General features: G+C 60.3%; 16 protein-coding genes. 10 read left to right on the top strand and 6 right to left on the bottom strand.

Annotated elements, in window-relative coordinates; genetic code table 11:
• Positions 1-6 precede the first annotated feature (6 nt).
• From EI293_RS15135 to EI293_RS15175, 9 genes are all read left to right on the top strand, one after another.
• Positions 7-1,623 (top strand): alpha/beta hydrolase, encoded by a 1,617-nt coding sequence (locus tag EI293_RS15135; RefSeq protein ID WP_125439290.1) that lies wholly within the window; start codon positions 7-9, stop codon positions 1,621-1,623.
• Between the two features lie 133 nt (positions 1,624-1,756).
• Positions 1,757-2,110 carry an S-adenosylmethionine decarboxylase family protein gene (locus EI293_RS15140; RefSeq protein WP_125439292.1) on the top strand — a complete coding sequence of 118 codons (354 nt, stop codon included), beginning with the start codon at positions 1,757-1,759 and terminating at the stop codon, positions 2,108-2,110.
• Positions 2,107-3,447 (top strand): DUF4178 domain-containing protein, encoded by a 1,341-nt coding sequence (locus EI293_RS15145; RefSeq protein WP_125439294.1) that lies wholly within the window; start codon positions 2,107-2,109, stop codon positions 3,445-3,447. The genes EI293_RS15140 and EI293_RS15145 overlap by 4 nt, the downstream gene beginning before the upstream one ends.
• Before the next feature lie 15 nt (positions 3,448-3,462).
• Positions 3,463-3,654: a hypothetical protein gene (locus tag EI293_RS15150; protein ID WP_125439296.1), complete on the top strand. Its 192-nt coding sequence runs from the start codon at positions 3,463-3,465 to the stop codon at positions 3,652-3,654.
• Between the two features lie 182 nt (positions 3,655-3,836).
• Positions 3,837-4,052 (top strand): DUF350 domain-containing protein, encoded by a 216-nt coding sequence (locus tag EI293_RS15155; protein ID WP_125439298.1) that lies wholly within the window; start codon positions 3,837-3,839, stop codon positions 4,050-4,052.
• The gene (locus tag EI293_RS15160) at positions 4,045-5,616 is read left to right on the top strand and encodes a polyamine aminopropyltransferase (protein ID WP_125439300.1); all 1,572 of its coding nucleotides are present in this window, start codon (positions 4,045-4,047) and stop codon (positions 5,614-5,616) included. The genes EI293_RS15155 and EI293_RS15160 overlap by 8 nt, the downstream gene beginning before the upstream one ends.
• A gap of 132 nt (positions 5,617-5,748) precedes the next feature.
• Positions 5,749-7,392, top strand: a complete 1,644-nt coding sequence (locus EI293_RS15165; RefSeq protein ID WP_125439302.1) for an NAD(P)-binding protein — start codon at positions 5,749-5,751, stop codon at positions 7,390-7,392.
• A gap of 128 nt (positions 7,393-7,520) precedes the next feature.
• Positions 7,521-8,738 (top strand): carboxypeptidase-like regulatory domain-containing protein, encoded by a 1,218-nt coding sequence (locus EI293_RS15170; RefSeq protein WP_170170393.1) that lies wholly within the window; start codon positions 7,521-7,523, stop codon positions 8,736-8,738.
• A gap of 53 nt (positions 8,739-8,791) precedes the next feature.
• Positions 8,792-9,856: a hypothetical protein gene (locus EI293_RS15175; RefSeq protein ID WP_125439306.1), complete on the top strand. Its 1,065-nt coding sequence runs from the start codon at positions 8,792-8,794 to the stop codon at positions 9,854-9,856.
• Positions 9,857-9,934: 78 nt separating this feature from the next.
• Here EI293_RS15175 and EI293_RS15180 read toward each other — a convergent pair whose 3' ends face one another.
• The 6 genes from EI293_RS15180 to EI293_RS15205 form a co-directional block, all read right to left on the bottom strand.
• Positions 9,935-10,213, bottom strand: coding sequence for a hypothetical protein (locus EI293_RS15180; protein WP_125439308.1), 279 nt, complete (start codon positions 10,211-10,213; stop codon positions 9,935-9,937).
• 133 nt (positions 10,214-10,346) lie between these two features.
• Complete coding sequence (locus tag EI293_RS15185) at positions 10,347-11,270, bottom strand: DUF6929 family protein (protein WP_125439309.1); 924 nt, start codon at positions 11,268-11,270, stop codon at positions 10,347-10,349.
• Between the two features lie 47 nt (positions 11,271-11,317).
• The gene (locus EI293_RS15190; RefSeq protein ID WP_125439311.1) at positions 11,318-13,363 is read right to left on the bottom strand and encodes an RICIN domain-containing protein; all 2,046 of its coding nucleotides are present in this window, start codon (positions 13,361-13,363) and stop codon (positions 11,318-11,320) included.
• Between the two features lie 184 nt (positions 13,364-13,547).
• Complete coding sequence (locus EI293_RS15195) at positions 13,548-13,745, bottom strand: hypothetical protein (protein ID WP_125439313.1); 198 nt, start codon at positions 13,743-13,745, stop codon at positions 13,548-13,550.
• 442 nt (positions 13,746-14,187) lie between these two features.
• On the bottom strand, positions 14,188-14,856 hold the full coding sequence (locus EI293_RS15200) for a response regulator (RefSeq protein WP_125439315.1): 669 nt from the start codon (positions 14,854-14,856) through the stop codon (positions 14,188-14,190).
• Between the two features lie 176 nt (positions 14,857-15,032).
• Positions 15,033-16,892 carry a sensor histidine kinase gene (locus tag EI293_RS15205; RefSeq protein WP_125439317.1) on the bottom strand — a complete coding sequence of 620 codons (1,860 nt, stop codon included), beginning with the start codon at positions 16,890-16,892 and terminating at the stop codon, positions 15,033-15,035.
• Between the two features lie 132 nt (positions 16,893-17,024).
• On the opposite strand from EI293_RS15205, the gene EI293_RS15210 reads away from it, so the two are divergent.
• Positions 17,025-17,231, top strand: coding sequence for a hypervirulence associated TUDOR domain-containing protein (locus EI293_RS15210; protein WP_125439319.1), 207 nt, complete (start codon positions 17,025-17,027; stop codon positions 17,229-17,231).
• Positions 17,232-17,252 lie beyond the last annotated feature (21 nt).

A 17,252-nucleotide genomic window follows, 5' to 3' on the forward strand; every position in this document is an offset into this window, starting at 1 on the left:
CGCCGTATGCTTTCGGATCGAGTCAGTACTACTTGTAGAAAATACTGTCAGACAGCGCTGCTGCTGGTGTTACTGGTGCTACCTAGCCTGAGCCGGGCGCAGGCCATCAACAAATACTCGCTGGAAGGCGAATGGAAAGGCCCGCTGACGGTGCCGGGAGGCAGCCTGCCCATTCAGATTCTGGTGACGGAGCTGGCCAATGGGAACCGCTTTGCCGTGCTGAATGTGGTACCCCAGCGGATCAACCGCATTCCAACGGCCGTGGCGCAGCACGGTGATACCATCACGTTTGTAGCAGAGGAAGTGGGCTGCCGGTTCAAGGGCGTGCGCTCAGCTGACAGCAAACGACTGGAAGGCACCTGGAGCCAGCCCGGCTTTAGCGCGCCGCTCACACTGGAGTTTGTGCCGCCACCACCTAGCGCACCCAAGAGCTTCCGCTTCCCGCCGCCCTACCGGGTGCAGGAGGTCAGCGTTCAGAATCCGCTTGACAAACTCACGCTCCAGGGTACGCTCACGATTCCGGCCGGTTCGGGCCCTTTCCCGGCTGTCGTGCTGCTTTCTGACTGGGGCCCACAGAACCAGGATGGCCAGTATGGCACCTACAAGCTGCTGGGCGGCCTGGCCGACCACCTGACCCGCCGGGGCATTGCCGTACTGCGCTGCCACGACCGGGGCGTGGGCCAGTCGGGCGGAAAAGATGCCCTGGCCAGCCCCGATGACCGGGTGCGCGATGCGCAGGCGGCTCTGGAGTTCCTCCGCAATCAACCGCTCATTGATATACAGCTCGTGGGCCTGATCGGCCACGGCGAGGGCGGCAATGTAGCCCTGTTGGCAGCCGCCCGGCCCCAGCCGCCGGCTTTTGTGGTGACTCTGGCTGCCGCCGGGCTGCCCGGAGCCGACATCTTGAGTATGCAGCCCGGCCTGGGCCGCGCAACCAGTGTGGCGGATACGCTGCTCAATGGCGTAATCCGGCAGAATCAGCACCACGGAGCTACCATACAGGAGCAGGTAGAGAAAATGCGAGCCGGCGGTTCCAATGCCGCTCAGATCCAGATCTACCTCGACCAGCAGTATCTGCGCCAAAAAGCCGAAGAGAAAAAACGGCTGGATGCCCTCAGCAAAGAGCAACGCCCACTACTGGAAATAGTACGCCAGAACCCCGACGACCGGGCCGCGCAGGCCGAAGTAGCCAAGCTGCTGCAAGCCGCCACGCCCGGCCTCCCGGACTCCGCTTACGTGGCCGGAGCACTTCAGCTCACCAGCCCCTGGGTACGCTCTTACCTACGCTTTTATCCGCAGCGGGAGCTGGAAACGGTACAATGCCCGGTGCTGCTGCTGCACGGCAACGAGGACTTGCTGGTAAATGCTTCGGCCAACCTAAGCGTACTCGAAAAAGGACTTAAAGGCAACAAACAGGTGCAGGTACGTCGCCTTGACGGGATTAATCACCTGTTTCAGGCCCCGATGACGGAATGGCCCCTGATTAACGGCCAACCGTCCCCCGTATTCGCTTCAGCAGCCCAGGATGCCATCCGGAACTGGGTTCAGTCCCTGGCTCCCACTGTCAAACCCAGTACCCAGCCGACAACCGCGCCGGAAATCAAGCAGGCGGCCCGTAACTAATGCCTGCCGTTCAGCCCGTAACTCCGCGCCCCGCAGCTTCCGTTGCGGGGCGCGCGTTTTGATACCGGCCCGGGCCTGCGTAGTATTGCCAGTGAGGCCGCCTGGTATTGGGGGCATTATGGTATTGCTGCCGATGACAACGTATGCTCCGGGCCTGCATATTCTGGCCACGTTTACTGCCCCGGCACCTTTGTTGCTGGATATGCCGGCCTGCCGGGCCTTTTTTGAAGCCCAGGTAGCGGCCCGGGGCCTCACGGCGGTGGGCGCGGCCTACCACGCCTTCCCGGCCGGCGGCTTCACGGCCGTGGTAGCCCTCACCGAGTCGCACCTGAGCATTCACACCTGGCCCGAACACGGCCTGGCCACCTTCGACGTGTTCCTGAGCAACTTCCGCCGCGACAACGCCGACCGCGCCCGGGAGCTGTATGCGGCTACCCTGGCTTTCTTCGAGGCCACTGAGCAAAGCAAAACCGAAGTCCGCCGATGAATGTGCCCCCAAGCGTGGCCCCGGCGGCCGTGAAATGTCCCGACTGCGGCCATGAGGTGCCGTACTACGATGCCGTACACAGCGCCTTTTTCGGGTGCCGCAAGTGCAACACGTTTTTTGAGTACCCCGAAACCGGCGCGCCCAAGAAGCTGCGCAAGTTTAAAGATGTACCGCGCCAGAAACCCACGCTGGCGTTGGGCAGCACCGGCCAGCTGGAGGGCAATACCTACCGCGTAACGGGCTACATGTGGCGCTGCGAGGTCAAAAATGCCTCCTACCGCTGGGAAGAGTTTCAGCTACGCGAGGAAGCTACCGGCGCTTACCGGCAGTTGGCCGTGTTTCAGGGCCATTGGCTGCTGATTACGCCCACCGAGGAGCAGTACCGCGTGAGCCTGGGCGGCGTGGTGGAAGTACCGGAAACCGATTTTCGCCTCTATAACCGCTACTCGCCCCATATTCTATATGCCACTGGGGAGTTCGACTGGAACGTGCTGGCCGACGAAAGCCTGACGATTTCCGAGTATATCAGTCCGCCCCTGATGCTGGTGCGGGAGCGACAGAACAAGAAGCATAACCACTGGTTCAAGGCCCGCCACTTGGAGGCGCAGGAAGTGGCCGCGGCCTTCGGGCTGCCCCTGGAGCAGCTGCCATACCGCACCGGCGTGGGGGCCGCCCAGCCTGCCCCGGGCCAAAGCTACTGGCCCCAGCTCAGCACTTTTGCGCTGCTGATGGCCCTGCTGGTGGTAGTCACGCATCTGTACCTAATGCTGTGGGGCAATGAGCCGGTGTTTAACCGCGAGTTTGTGAGCGAGCCTACGGCCGTGCAGCCCGTCACCGATTCGCTGGGCAACCCGCTGCTGGCCACGCCGGCTGAGCGCACTGTGCTGGTGTCGCCTTCGTTCACGGTGCCCGGTACCGGGGCTCTCACCGTGAAGCTGTGGGCCGATGTGAATAACAATTGGGTGGAACTGCCTTTTTCGCTGGTAAACGAGCAGACCGGCCAGCAGTTTGCCGCCACTGGCAGCATGGAATACTACGCCGGCGTGGAGCAGGGCGAGAGTTGGAGCGAAGGCACCCGCGACACCGAAAAGCTGCTGAGCAGCGTGCCGGCCGGCCAGTATCACCTCAACTTCTACCCCATCACCGAGCCCACCAGCCCCGCGCCCATTCAGTTTCGGGCCACGGTGGAAGCCCGCGCTACGGCCGGCTCCAACGCCGCCCTGGCCCTGGTGGTGGTGCTGCTCTACCCCGGCATCCTGTACGCCCGCCGGGCCTTCCACGAAAGCAGCCGCTGGGAAAACAGTGACTTCAGCCCCTACGCTTCCTCCGACTCCTGATTTCCTTTGACTGCTATGGACTGGCTTCGTTCCCTCTGGAAAATCCGCTTTTACGCCCTGTTTGCCGTCCTCACTTATGGCGGCTTCGTGTGGGCAGGCCTCTCGGGTCTGCGCCTGCTCGGCGACGACAACGAACAGGAACCCAACCTCAACGGCACCGGCGGCTCCCACGGCCCTAGCGGCCGCGCCACATATTTTCACAAGTGAGTTGTTGGTTGTGCGTTGCCAGTTGAACGTCATGCAGAGGCGGTGCCGAAGCATCTCGCGTGCTGATGTTTGCATGGTGCTGCAACGTCAGCACGCGAGATTCCTCGCTCCGCTCTGAATGACGTTTAACTGACCACCAAAAGCCAGCAACCAAAAACCAACAACTCCTAGCTTCTTCCCATATGGAATACCTCAACTTTAAGCTAATTGCCTCTTCCATCATCTACTCGGTGCTAGGCATTACCATTCTGGTAATCAGCTTCGTGGTGATTGAGAAGCTCACGCCCCGTATGCTCTGGAAGGAAATTATTGAGGAGCATAACACGGCGTTGGCCATTATGGCGGCGGCCTTTATGATTGCCGTGGCCCTGATTATCAGCTCCGCCATTCATGGATAGAGTACCCGTACGCCGGAAGCGGCAGTTGGCCCCCGGGCCGGCCACCGCCCCGACGGATTACCGCTCGGCGCTGCTGCTGGGCTCCGTGTTTGTTATTGCCACCTGCGGCCTGATCTACGAGCTGATTGCGGGCACCTTGGCCTCATACCTGCTCGGCGACTCGGTGATGCAGTTTTCCACCATCATTGGGGCCTACCTGTTCTCAATGGGCATCGGTTCCTGGCTGTCACGCTACCTGGGCGGCTCGCTGCTACGGTGGTTTATCCGGCTCGAAATTCTGGTGGGGCTGGTGGGCGGCTTCTCGGCCCCGCTGCTGTTCGTGCTGTTCGAGTACGTGGTGTCATTCCGGATGATTCTGTACGCGCTGGTGGGCCTTACGGGCGTACTGGTGGGGCTGGAAATTCCGCTGCTGATGCGGATTCTGGAAAACCGCTTCGAGTTCAAGGACCTGGTTTCCCGCGTGTTCACTTTCGACTACATCGGGGCGCTGCTGGCCTCCTTGGTGTTCCCGCTGGTGCTGGTGCCACAGCTGGGCCTCATCCGGACGTCGCTGCTGTGCGGGGCGCTGAACGTGGTGGTAGCCGGCGTGGCGTTGTACCGCTTCCCCGAAACCCGGCCTTTCCGGCGCAGCCTTACCGGGGCGCTGGTGGCGTCTTTGCTGGCCCTGGGCGTGGGCTTCGGCTACGCCGAGCGCATCCAGACCTACACCGAGGGCATGGCTTTCCAGGACCAGGTGATTTACTCCAAAAGCACCACCTACCAGCGGCTGGTGCTCACCAAAAATCAGCGGGAGCTGCGGCTGTTTCTCAACGGCAACCTGCAGTTCAGCTCCCTCGATGAGTACCGCTACCACGAGGCCCTGGTGCACCCGGCCATGCAGGCCCTGCCCCGGGCCCGGCAGGTGCTGGTGCTGGGCGGCGGCGACGGCCTAGCGGTGCGCGAGCTGCTGAAGTACCCGCAGCTGCAACGCATCCGGCTGGTGGACCTTGATGCGGGCATGACCCAGCTGTTTCAGCGCAACGAGATGCTGCTGGTTCTCAACCACCGCGCTTTACTCCACCCCAAAGTCCAGGTTATCAACGGCGACGCTTATCAGTGGATTCGTCAGGATACCAGCCGCTACGACTGTATCGTGGTGGATTTTCCCGACCCCGGCAACTACTCCATCGGCAAGCTGTACTCGGCGGCATTTTACCGGGCTTTGGAGCAGCGGCTGGCTCCCGGCGGCTGGGTGGTGGTGCAGAGCACTTCGCCCTACGTGGCGCGCCGCTCGTTCTGGTGCGTGGCTCACACCCTGCAGGCCGCCGGGTTCACCACTCTGCCCTACCACTGCTACGTGCCCTCGTTCGGGGAGTGGGGCTTTGTACTGGCCGGCCGCAACGCCCACTGGCGCCCCGATGCCGGCCCCCTGCCCGCCGGCCTGCGCTACGTGACGCCCGCCACCATCCGCGACATGCGCTTCTTCCCGCCCGACATGAGCGAAGTCCCCACCGACATCAATCAGCTCAACAACCAGGCCCTGGTCCGCTACTTCGAAGACGACTGGGGCCCGTACGTACACTGATTTCCCCGTTTTCGGCTGTTCGTTTTTGTAGGTAGTCGATAGTTTATCGGGCTCCGCAACCTGCTGCAGCCTCTAGACAAAACCAGAAGACTTCTTATCAACACAAACGAAAAACCACAGCCCACTAACGCAATGTTCAGCCGCCGCCATTTCCTGCAGAAAACCGCCCTGGGCAGTGCGGGGCTGTTGCTGGCGCCGCTGGCAGGGCTACAGTCGTGCGCGCCGGGCACCGGGCGCAGCCACATCAGAGGGAGTATGCACGGGGCCAACCACGCCACCGGCCATCTGCTGCGCGACCCGGCCCGGCTGCCCGCTCCCACCCGCACCGAAATAGTAGAGGTATTGATTATAGGCGGCGGCGTGGCCGGCCTCACGGCCCGGCGCGAACTGGAGCGCCAGGGCCTGAAGCCGGAGCAGGTGCTGCTGGTGGAGCTGGACGAACAGCCCGGCGGCAACTCCCGCGCCGGTCGTAACGAAGTATCAGCCTACCCCTGGGGGGCTCACTACCTGCCCGTCCCCGATGTGCGCAACCACGCGCTGCTCCGGTTCCTGCAGGAAGCAGGCGTAATTACCGGTTTCGATGCCACTTCCGGCCTGCCCATTTACAACGACTACCACCTCTGCCACGACCCCGAAGAGCGACTGTTTCTGCACGGGCACTGGCAAAGCGGGCTAGTACCGGATCTGGGGGTGCCAAAGGAGGAGAAGGAGCAGATTGCCCGGTTTTTTCAACTAATTGAAGACCTGCGTCAAGCCCGGGGCCAAGACGGCCGCGACGCCTTCCGGATTCCGGTACAGGAGTCATCCCGAGATGAGCAGTTTCGGAATCTGGACGTGCAGACGTTTGCCGCCTGGCTCGATGCCCATAGCTTTACCAGTCCTCATCTCCGTTGGTACTTGGACTACAGCTGCCGTGACGATTACGGAGCCCCGACTGCTCAGATATCGGCGTGGGCGGGCCTGCACTACTTTGCATCACGCAAGGGCCAAGCTCATAACGCCACGGCCTCCGACGTATTGACCTGGCCCGAAGGCAACGGTTTTCTGGTGGAACAGCTGCGGCGGCAGGCTTCTGCTCCCATTCGCCCCAACACCGTAGCCTACGCCCTGCACGACACGCCCACTGGTTTGGCAGTGGATTGCTTCGACGTGATAACCCGCCAGACAACACGCGTAGCAGCCCGCCGCGTTATCATGGCCACGCCTTTGTTCATTACTGAGCGACTGGTAGCCGGTTTGCCCCCGGCCGCCCAACGGCTGCTACCGTGTCACCGCGCCCCATGGGCCGTAGTGAATCTCACGGTAGCCGGCTTACCACAAGGTCCCGGTCAACCGCTCAGCTGGGACAATGTGCTGTACGGGACAGAATCAGTAGGCTATGTAAGTGCACGGCATCAAAGCCTGAGCCAGTCAGCCGCCGGGCCGCAGGTGATTACCTATTATCTGCCCCTACCCGCCGCCGCCCCCGCCGCCCGCCGCCAAGCTTACCAAACCAGCTACGATGAGTGGGTCCGGCGCACATTGGCCGAACTGGAAACTGCTCACCCCGGGCTTACGCCTCTGGTGCAACGTGCCGATGTATGGGTGTGGGGCCACGGTATGGTGGCCCCTGTACCCGGCTTTGTGTGGGGCCCAGCCCGCGCCGCAGCTGCCCGCCCCTGGCAAAACAAACTATTTTTCGCCCATACTGATCTAAGCGGCATTTCTATATTTGAGGAAGGATTCTACCAAGGCTTACGCGCTGCCCAGCAGTTGTTGGCGGCCGAACCAGACTAAATGGCAGACTATCTTGCCCAATTACGAACATTTCGTATCATTACGAAATGTTCGTAATTTCCTCTAAAAACATATTCGGAAATAGCCTTGCCTTGGCGCAGAGGGCTGGCTGCTGGATATTTGCGGGAATGTTATTGTTGCTGGCCTTTCCGCAGGCACAAGCGCAAAGCACCCTCAGCGGCGTTGTTCTCGACTCCGTGACGCGGCAGCCCCTGCCCTTCGGCACCGTGTTCCTGGCTAATACTACTCTGGGAGTTACTACCGACGATGCCGGACGGTTTGCCTTTGCGCGGGTACCGGCTGGCACTTATGAAGTAGTGGCTTCCTACCTGGGCTATGCATTGCGGCGGCAGGTTATCACCCTGACCAATGAGCCGCAGCAACTCACGTTCCGGCTGCCACCGAGTGCCAATACGCTGGGCGAAGTGGTGGTACGCCCCCACCCCAATAAGCCCGAAGATTACCAGAAATTTGCCAGCACATTTCTGGGGAGCACTACCTTTTCCCAGCAATGTCGCATCCGCAACCCCGAGGCTGTACGCGTGGAATACGACGCGGAAAAGAACGAGCTGACGGCTACGTGTGCCGATTTCCTGACTGTGGAAAACCAGGCCCTGGGCTACCGCATCCGCTATTACGGTCTTGATTTTCGGCTGAATTTCGCCGAGGGCTGGATGTCGTTCTACGGCTCGCCGGTTTTTGAGCCGCTGAAAGCCCGCTCCGGCCGGCAACAGCAACGCTGGGCAGCCAACCGCAGTCGGGCGTACAAAGGCTCATTACCGCACTTTTTGCGCAGCGTGTATGATAACGGAGTAGCCGAAGCCGGCTTCCGGGTGCAGCGGCTGCGGCGCGTGCCAAACCCCGCCCGTGCCCGCGCCGATAGTCTGCTGGCGCTTATGCGGGCCCAGGCTTTCTCCATCCGGGCACTCGATCCGGCCCGTTTCGACGATTCATTGGCCCACCTGATCCGTGTGCCGCGCCAGCTGGAGTACCTGTTCTCCGCTCCGTTAGCCACTACCGATTTCAGCAACCGCCCGCCCGTCGCACCGGAGGTTCTACTGCAATTCCCCGATTTACTGCTGGTATATTACGACCAGGAACTCGCCGACCCGGCATACGTAGCCTTCACGGCCCGTAACGCCACTCCCGATCAAACGCTGCCGGCGGGCCTTGATAAACAGGTATCGGTGTTACATCTACAACAGCCGCAGGTGCCGCTGCAAGCCAATGGCCAGCCCGCCAACCCGCTGGCTTTGTATACGGAAGGCTACTGGGGCTTTGAGAAAATGGGCGAGTTTCTGCCGGTTGATTACCTACCGCCTGCTCAGCCCTCACGTACGCGTTAGCCCGCCCGAAACTGCTACTTTCGGGCGTAGTCAAGCTGCTTGCCTCTCACCGTATGTCCACCTCTGCTGATCTGCCGCTCGTCAACTCCCGTCAGCCCTGGATCCGGTCGGCAGGATTCGATGGACTCTGGATTTTGGCTCCCCCGTTTCTGGCCCTGCTGGTGGTAGCGACCCTGCCCCCGGCTTTTCGCACCTCAACCCGGATGCCGGTATGGGCCTGGGTGGCACTGGTAGTGCTCATTGACGTAGCGCACGTATACAGCACCTTATTTCGCACCTATTTCGATGCCCGCCGCCGCCGGCAGTTTCGCACAGTATTGTGGGCGGTACCGTTGGGTTGCTACGCGGCCGGGGTAGCTCTGCATGGGCTGGGCGGCAGCCTGTGGTTCTGGCGGGTACTGGCTTACGCGGCCGTATTCCACTTCATCCGCCAACAATACGGATTTCTGCGCCTTTATAGTCGCCACGAAACAGCCTCGCACTTCAGTCGGCAGCTGGATACTCTCCTGATTTACGCGGCTACCATCTACCCGCTACTCTGGTGGCACCTTTCACCGCCCCGCAACTTTAATTGGTTTGTGGCAGGCGACTTTGTTCAGCACGACTGGCCCGCCGGCCGAACCGTGCTTACGGGACTATATGCGGGTCTTTTGGGACTGTATCTGGTGAAAGAAGGCCGCGTATGGCACCATACTGGCTATTTCCACTGGCCGCGTAACCTGTTGTTGCTGGGCACTGCAGCCTCCTGGTACGTGGGCATCATACTGTTCAACGGCGACCTGGCCTTTACGCTGCTCAACGTGGTAGCCCACGGCATTCCGTACCTGGCTCTCATCTGGACTAGCAGTCAGCCCACCGCCAGTGCCCCACAGCGCGCCTGGTGGCAGGGACGGTACGGCGTGGCGTTATTCCTGGGGGTATTGTTTGCACTGGCGCTACTGGAAGAAGGCATCTGGGACGGGCTGGTGTGGCGGGAGCACGCTGCCGTATTCGGCTGGTTCCAGCACCTACCTGCCGTATCCGATTCCTGGGCCCTTGCGCTGCTGGTGCCTTTGCTGGCTCTTCCGCAGGCTACGCACTATGTGCTGGATGGTTTCATCTGGCGACGTGGCAGCTGACCAAACGCATACGGCACCCAGTATTTGCCTGACCTTAGGTCATCTACCGGGTGCTATGTGCATACATCCGTCAGCAGCTTAGGCCGCCCGCGCCAGCCGACGTACTACCTGCGCATCCAGGATTTCGACCACGAACCCTTGCTCCGGCGAATAGGTTTTGCGGTAGGCAACGGTTAGCAGCCGGCCCCGGGGCGAGGTGACGGTGGTAAAACAGACCTCTCCGTATGCTTTTTCCTTCTCCAGAAAGGGTTGCATCTGCTGGATGGTCTGCAGAAACTCGGCGGGCAGAATGCCCTGCTGCTCCTGCAGCTTCACGGCACTGACGGGGTACAAAAAGCGGGTGGCAAACAGAATCATAAACAGTAGTCTGGCAGCGTAAAACAGTGCTTTTCATTCCGAAAAGCCGATGCCAGAAAACAGTGTCCTCTTCCGTTTAATTCCCCTGAAAGCTGCCGCGCAAACTATTTCCTGCCAGCCGCTTGTCTGCATATCACAGCGTCAATTCCACTGTTACGGCGGTAGAGCCCCCAGCATCGTCATCTGTCACCAGCAGCAGCTCGTAGCGGCTGGCCGCAGGCTGCCGGAACACCGCCACGCTTTCCACCTTGCCCCGATACGGGCGGCCATCAGCCCAGACCAACCGGGCTAAGGTTATGGGCAATACCTTTTGCTGCCCAGCGGCTTCCAGCTCCAGCACCCCTACAAATGAGCCCAGCACGGCCCCATCCAGCACGGCATCCTGGGTATCTTCCACTGAAGCTGTCACGAATAACCGGCCGGCAAACCACGTTGCGCCAGAAAAGCCAGCGGGCTTCCCATCAATAACCGGCAACTCAAAAAACTGCCGCCGCACGGCTGGCACCTGAGTAGCACGGTGTTGCAGATAGGCCAGTGTATCCGCCAGCGGTAGCCGAAATATCAGGTTTCCGCTAGCAGCCCCCACCGTCCGCTGGAACAGCAGAAGCTCCGTGGGCGTAGCAGCAGCAGCTTCCAGATTCAGTACGATACCGGCTGGCAATAATAGCCGCAGAGCCGCGCACAGGCCGCTCATACTCAGCGGATACACGGTTTCTACCCGACTACCGCCCGCTCCGGTCAGCGGCACCCAATAGCCTTGTTCCCGCGCGGCCGTAGCGCCCGAGCCCAGTACCAGCAGGCCGTTTTCGCCCGCAGGGGTAGCAAGGGCCGTGAGGCATTCCAGATCCAGCTTCAACTCTTTCGGAATGCGTCCACTGCTGAAATGGGCCGTTTCAAATAGAATGGTGCGCTGCCCGGCGGCCAGCGTTGCTGCATTGAGCTGGTACAGAAAGGGGGAGTCGTCGCCGATGATGTAGGCAGTTTCGCCCACTATTTCCGCTCCGGAAGCTGAGGGCAGATCAGGTAACGCCACTTCCCGGCGAATTAAAGCGTGCATACCGGGCAAAAATGAAGAGTGGGGAAAAGCACAACCGCCGCCGGCCACTATTTTACAATAGTGAATTCTACGCGGCGGTTCAGCTTGCGGGTTTCCTCTTTGTCGTTGGAGGCCCGGGGCTTGCTGCCACCGTAGCCAACGGTGCTGATGCGCTTCTCAGCCACGCCCCGCGTCACGAGGTAACGGCGCACTTCGGCTACCCGCTCTTCCGACAGCTTCACGTTCAGGTCGGCGCGCCCCTGGTTGTCGGTGTGGCCTTCCAGACGGATGTTCACGGCGGGGTTATCCTGCAGGGTGCGAGCCAGACGGTTCAGCTCGGTGTAAGAAGCGGGAAGCAGCGTGTATTTGCCCTGCGCAAAGATGAGCGTAGGCAACTCCAGGCTCGAACCTACAGCCGCTGGAACCAAGGCCAACTCCAGCGTGCGGGAGCCGGTCATGGTTATGGTATCGGTAGCGGTGAGGAACCCCACGCGGGTAGCCTGCACCCTATAACGGCCGGGCGGTAACGTAAGCTGAAAGCTACCAGCGGCAACGTCCGTCCGGGCAGTAGCATTGAATACCAAATCGGTATCCAGCCGGGCCACCTTTACTTCTGTCGCCAGCGGCTGTCGGGTTTTGGCATCCAGCGTGCGGCCGGTCAGCAGCGTGCGGGCAGCCACGGCCGGCCGCGCGGGCTCAACTGGCGGTGCGGTAGTGTCGGCCACCGGTACCACGCCGGTAGCAGTGCGGAACAGGTCAGCAGGGCCATTCGCCGTGCGCGATGAGGCGTAGTAGGCCTGTTTGCCATCGGCCGTCAGGCTGAGGTAGGCATCGAAGCCGGGTCCATTGAGCGGGGCGCCCAGGTTGCGGGGTTCCGTCCAGCGGGTCCAGGTTTCATCCAGCCGCGTGGTTACAAAAATATCGGCGCTACCGTAGCCGGCATGTCCATACGAGCTGAAGTATAAGGTTTTACCATCAGCAGCCAGCCAGGGGGCAAACTCAAAGCCGGGCGAATTGACTACTGCTCCCAGGTTGAAAGGCTCGGTCCAGAGGCCATCGGAAGTGGGCCGGCTGACGTACAGGTCGTTGGCCCCCTGCGAGTCGCCGCGCTCCAGGCTCATGAGCAGAATCTGCGCATCGGGCGTCATAAAGAACGAGGTAGCCGGGCCGGCGGAGTAGTAATTGGCAATTTCCACGGCCTGCGGCTTCACATTTTTGCCCGTCGCGTCACGGTCCGTTTTGCTTATTCCTTCATCCCGGAAAGAGCCGTCCCGCTCATACGCGCCGCGCACCAGCAGCGTGCGTCCCTCGTTGATAACGGCCATTACCCCATTATTCTGAGTGGTATTGAGAGCGTCGAGGCGAGTAGCGGGGTTCCAGGTGCGGCCGTTGTTGGCCGAAGTGCTCACCCAAATATCACCCGATTCGGTGACGCCTTCCTTGTTGCCACTATACCGCGTCCGGCTGAAGTAGAGCGTGTTGCCATCGGGGGTTAGTACCGGCTGCAACTCGTTGCCGGTAGGCGTATTCAGGCTCAGCAGGGCCTCGGGCATGCCAAAACCCGGTTGAGTGGGGTCTACGTTGAGATGCAGCTTGAATAGTTTCCACTGCTGAGTGGCGCGGTTCTGCACCCGCTGGCCCACCACGGGCGTACCGTTGAATTTGTCGGCGGCGGCCAAGGCGGCGCATTTATCGTTGCCCCGGCTCACCAGCACGAAGCTGCCCAACGGCCCCGAGGGCACCAGCTTCCACTGCTGGTAGAAGCTGCCCGTCCAGGGACGCTGTACCAGCGGAGCATTTTCGTCAGGCTTTTCCAGGGTAAGGCACTTGCCGCTGTGGCGGGCCTCAATGCGGTAAAAGTCGCTGCCTTTGGCGGCGGGTACAAAGCGCCACTGCTGGCTGTTGGCATGCGTGAACTCCCACTGCACAGTGGCCGTACCGGCCTCTGCGGAGGCGTTAGTAACATCGAGGGAGCGGCCACTGCTACGGGCTACTACGCCATACCAGGCGTTTTCATCGGGGGTGAAGGCTGTTTGAGCCCGGCTGGCAACCGGAGTCAGGAAAACTACCAAAGCTAAGAGCGGCGCCACAGCGCGAACCAGCGAATCAATCATGCACGCAAAACGGATGGACCGGGGCGCAAGTTAGGCGAATTGCCGGGCCCGGCTCCGGCGGCCACGCAAAAGGCGCTGGCTTCCCGAACGAAAGCGCAACGCCTTTTGGTACGCAAGCTGCCGGAATACGTCCCGCGCGTTACCGGCCGCCAACCGATTCGCCAGGGAATATTCAGAAACCAGCCTAGTTATTGTTGATGTACTTGAAGCGCACAAACCGGTCATTTTCATAAATGGCCGTGAAATGACCACCGGCGTCTTTCTTAGCTTCCGCCTTGCGCTCAGCTACCCGATGCGTGCTGGTAGTAGTGGGCACCGATGGATACAGACCGGGGGCCATACCGGGAACGTGGCAAATGAAGGAGAGAATTTTTGAAGGCATAGTCTCTTTTTCGTTAGGGGTTAGACGTTTAGACACGGGCGCAGGTGAGTTAAAAGAGGAAAACAACAGGTTGAGGTGATGCAGGGTGCAATCAGATGACAGCATCTAATATAAAGATATTATCATTTGATTGAACGATGCTAAGGTATATTTTTTATTGTTATAATGTAAATCAGTAGCAGCCCTTATTTTTACCTCCGTACCAGTACGGAGGCGCTTAGTGCTAAACGCTGCGGCATAGACGCATAGGCCCCTACCGGCTAAAAGGGCCTTTTTGTATTCTTCTCCCATCTTTTGCTATTTCTCTCTCTCCTGCCCTTACCCTAACTGTTCTGCGGTGGGCCAGCCAACCACTTAATTACACAACACTCTGATTATCTGATATCAGCATTATACTGCACTATTTCCGGCTACTTGTTATTGCCAAAGTCGCCTCCGCTTTTCAGCGGATCAATTTATGACGGAGAGCGTACTGAATCAGCCCCACTACCGATTTAGAGCTAGTTTTTGTAAACAGATTGCGCCGGTGCGTCTCGACGGTTCGCTCACTGATGAACAAGGCATCCGCAATGTCTTGGTTGGAATATTCGCGGGCAATGAGCTGCAGAATTTCCTGTTCCCGCCCGGTCAGCTCAACAGCACGCTTGGCTTGCAAGGCACTCGGAATCTGCAGATTCTGCAGCAGTGTGGCGGCTACATCCTGGCTGAAGTAGTTCTGGCCGGCCGCTACCTGGCGGATAGCGGCGCTTAACTCCGCCCGGGTGGCTGTTTTCAGGACGTAACCGGAGCCGCCGGCTTCCAGCACTTCGGCCACGGTAGCATGATCATGGAACATACTCAGAATCAGAACCCGAATGGTGGGCCAAGTGGTGCGAATAGCACGCGCCAGCTCAACCCCCGTCATTTCGGGCATGTTCAGATCGAGGACGGCTACTCGGATTTCCGGATGTTCCGGTAGTAAGCGCAACGCGTCGGCCCCGCTGTAGGCCTGGGCTACCACGCGCAAATCCGTTTCGGGCCGGAGCATGGTTTTCAGCCCCTCCACTATTACCGGATGGTCGTCTACCAGCAGCAACGGAATGATTTCCTGACTGGATAGCACTTCAGACATGGTTCTCAATTAGTAGTGAAACAGGCACCTCAGGCCAGGTTTTCAGGCCGAGGTAATTCGGAAGATACTACAATTATCTTCGATAGTAAATATAGATAAATCGGCATAGGCAGCGCCCCTGCCGGGATGGGCCACCCAATAATCTGCCACTTTCCGCCCTAAGGCAGAGTGGCCATTTACGCCCGGACGCTTGCGGCCAGTGGCATCGGGGCCGGCCGTAACGGGATATCCAGCACAACGCGGGTACCCTGGCCGGGGGTGGAGGTAATCTGCATTTGCCCGTTCAGGTAAGCCACCCGGCTTTCCACGTTACGCAGACCAATACCCGCCGCTGCCGGAATAGTCTGCAGCTGAAAACCCCGGCCGTTATCGGCCACTACAATCCGGATCTGGTGCATAGTAGCCAGCAACTGCACGGTTATTTCTGAAGCCTGCGCGTGTTTGGTGACGTTGTGTACCAACTCTTGCACTATCCGGAATAGAATATTTTCCAGCGTTGAATCGAGCCGCTGTTCTTCCAGGCCGGTTACTTCCAGCCGCGCCTGCAGGTGGGGAGGGGCCAGTGTGAGCCGATCCAGCAGACTGCCCACGGCTTTTGCCAGCCCGTGACGCGTGAGGGCATTAGGCACCAGTTTGTGGGAAATACTACGCACTTCCCGCACGGCCTCATCCAGCATCTCCAGCGCATTCGCAAACAAATCCCTGTGCGCAATTTCCGTGAGTCGCAACTGGTGCTGCAGAGCCGAGAGGGTCATTTTGGCGGCACTCAGCAACTGTCCGACACTATCGTGCAAGTCGGCTCCCACCCGGCGGCGCTCCTTCTGCTCAGCATCCAGAATATCTTCGGAGTAGCGACGTTCCAGCCGCTGGCGTTCCTGCGCAAACTCCACTTCCCGACGCAGATGGCGGCGGTTAATCAGCAAATACCCAAACCCAGCAACACCAATCAGCCCGGCCAGTGCCAGCAGTAGCATGTTCTGCCGCCGTTGCGCGATGGTTCGTTCGCCCTGTTCTGCCAATTCCTGTTGATGCAGTTCCTCACTGAAGCTCAGGGCCTGCACCTGGCTCATGCGCGCCTGACTGAACAGACTATCCCGGGTAGCGGCGGCGGCGCGCAGAAAGCGGTAGGCATCGGTGCTGTTGCCCTGCGTTGCGTACAGGTCGGCCAGATAGTCGCTTGCTTCAAAAACGCCTTTGGCGTAGCTGCCAGCCTGCCCGGTAGCCAAGGCCTGCTGCGCGTATCGCAACGCGGCGGCCGGCTGCTGCTGGGCCCGGGCCAGCCGGGCCAGTCCCAGATACGCCCGGCTGGTGGCATACGATACCGGCATACCCACCGCCCGCGCAATCGTCTGCTGATAAAAATACCGCGCCTGATTGAGCTGCTGCCGGCGGGCGGCAATGTCCCCGAGAATAGATAAATCCCCTATTTCACTGTGCATATCGTGCTGTTGCAGGTCCAGCTGATATCCGCGCCAGGTAAAGTACCAGGCCGAATCGGGCTGGCCCAGCTCCAGATGCGCCCGGCCGATGTTGCCGAGGATTGGCGTCAGCAATACCACGTTGTGCTGCTGTTCCGCCAGCGCAATGGCCCGCCGAAAGTAGCGCAGGGATAACCGCTGACTGCCCTGCTCCAGGTGCGCGTATCCCAGCGCATTATCGGCGTGGATAATGCCGCCCGCGTAGCCGATGTGTTCTGCCAGCCGCCGCGCCTGTACCTGCGTCTGAATGGCGGTGGCGTAGTTGCCGGTGCGCATAAAGGCCCAGCCCAGCATCAGCAACGCTTGGCACTCCCCCACCGGATACTGCAGCCGCCGGGCCAGTCGCAGCCCTCGCTGGCCATATTCCACTCCCACCAGCGGGCTGTCATCCGTCCGCTCCCAGGCCATCTGGATGAGCAGCTGCACCCGGCTGGTGTCGGGACGGGAGGCACTGAGCAGCCGTTGCAGACTATCGGCGCGGGAACCGGCCGGCAGGGCCCGGGCGGTAAGCGCCACTCCGCAGCACAGCATCAGGAGCAGGAGTCGAAGAATTGGCACGGCGGGAAGCGGCCGGCAGTGCCGGCACCTATGGTTCAGCCTGTAAGCTATCAGGTTTCTGTGCTTCTCACAACTTCCCGCTTCGGCCAGCAGTAAAGCCTGTATTCTACCCACCCGTTTACTTGTTTTACCATGCGCAAAGGCACCAAAGTCACCTGGAAATACGGCACGGGCACGGCAACCGGCAAAATTGAAGAAACCCACAAAACGAGCGTGACGCGCCAGTTACAGGGCGCCGAAATTACCCGTCATGGCACCCCCGATAACCCGGCCTACCTCATTGTGCAGGCCGACGGCGCCCGGGTACTCAAGCTGCAAAGCGAAGTAAAGGCCGACTGAATACGACCGTACTGCCCACAA

Source organism: Hymenobacter perfusus (genome assembly GCF_003944765.1).
GTDB lineage: Bacteria > Bacteroidota > Bacteroidia > Cytophagales > Hymenobacteraceae > Hymenobacter > Hymenobacter perfusus.

Excerpts from the sequence above, each read along its gene's own strand:
- EI293_RS15135 (WP_125439290.1), top strand. The coding sequence starts at position 7 with ATGCTTTCGGATCGAGTCAGTACTACTTGTAGAAAATACTGTCAGACA.
- EI293_RS15140 (WP_125439292.1), top strand. The coding sequence starts at position 1,757 with ATGACAACGTATGCTCCGGGCCTGCATATTCTGGCCACGTTTACTGCC.
- EI293_RS15145 (WP_125439294.1), top strand. The coding sequence starts at position 2,107 with ATGAATGTGCCCCCAAGCGTGGCCCCGGCGGCCGTGAAATGTCCCGAC.
- EI293_RS15150 (WP_125439296.1), top strand. The coding sequence starts at position 3,463 with ATGGACTGGCTTCGTTCCCTCTGGAAAATCCGCTTTTACGCCCTGTTT.
- EI293_RS15155 (WP_125439298.1), top strand. The coding sequence starts at position 3,837 with ATGGAATACCTCAACTTTAAGCTAATTGCCTCTTCCATCATCTACTCG.
- EI293_RS15160 (WP_125439300.1), top strand. The coding sequence starts at position 4,045 with ATGGATAGAGTACCCGTACGCCGGAAGCGGCAGTTGGCCCCCGGGCCG.
- EI293_RS15165 (WP_125439302.1), top strand. The coding sequence starts at position 5,749 with ATGTTCAGCCGCCGCCATTTCCTGCAGAAAACCGCCCTGGGCAGTGCG.
- EI293_RS15170 (WP_170170393.1), top strand. The coding sequence starts at position 7,521 with ATGTTATTGTTGCTGGCCTTTCCGCAGGCACAAGCGCAAAGCACCCTC.
- EI293_RS15175 (WP_125439306.1), top strand. The coding sequence starts at position 8,792 with ATGTCCACCTCTGCTGATCTGCCGCTCGTCAACTCCCGTCAGCCCTGG.
- EI293_RS15180 (WP_125439308.1), bottom strand. The coding sequence starts at position 10,213 with ATGATTCTGTTTGCCACCCGCTTTTTGTACCCCGTCAGTGCCGTGAAG.
- EI293_RS15185 (WP_125439309.1), bottom strand. The coding sequence starts at position 11,270 with ATGCACGCTTTAATTCGCCGGGAAGTGGCGTTACCTGATCTGCCCTCA.
- EI293_RS15190 (WP_125439311.1), bottom strand. The coding sequence starts at position 13,363 with ATGATTGATTCGCTGGTTCGCGCTGTGGCGCCGCTCTTAGCTTTGGTA.
- EI293_RS15195 (WP_125439313.1), bottom strand. The coding sequence starts at position 13,745 with ATGCCTTCAAAAATTCTCTCCTTCATTTGCCACGTTCCCGGTATGGCC.
- EI293_RS15200 (WP_125439315.1), bottom strand. The coding sequence starts at position 14,856 with ATGTCTGAAGTGCTATCCAGTCAGGAAATCATTCCGTTGCTGCTGGTA.
- EI293_RS15210 (WP_125439319.1), top strand. The coding sequence starts at position 17,025 with ATGCGCAAAGGCACCAAAGTCACCTGGAAATACGGCACGGGCACGGCA.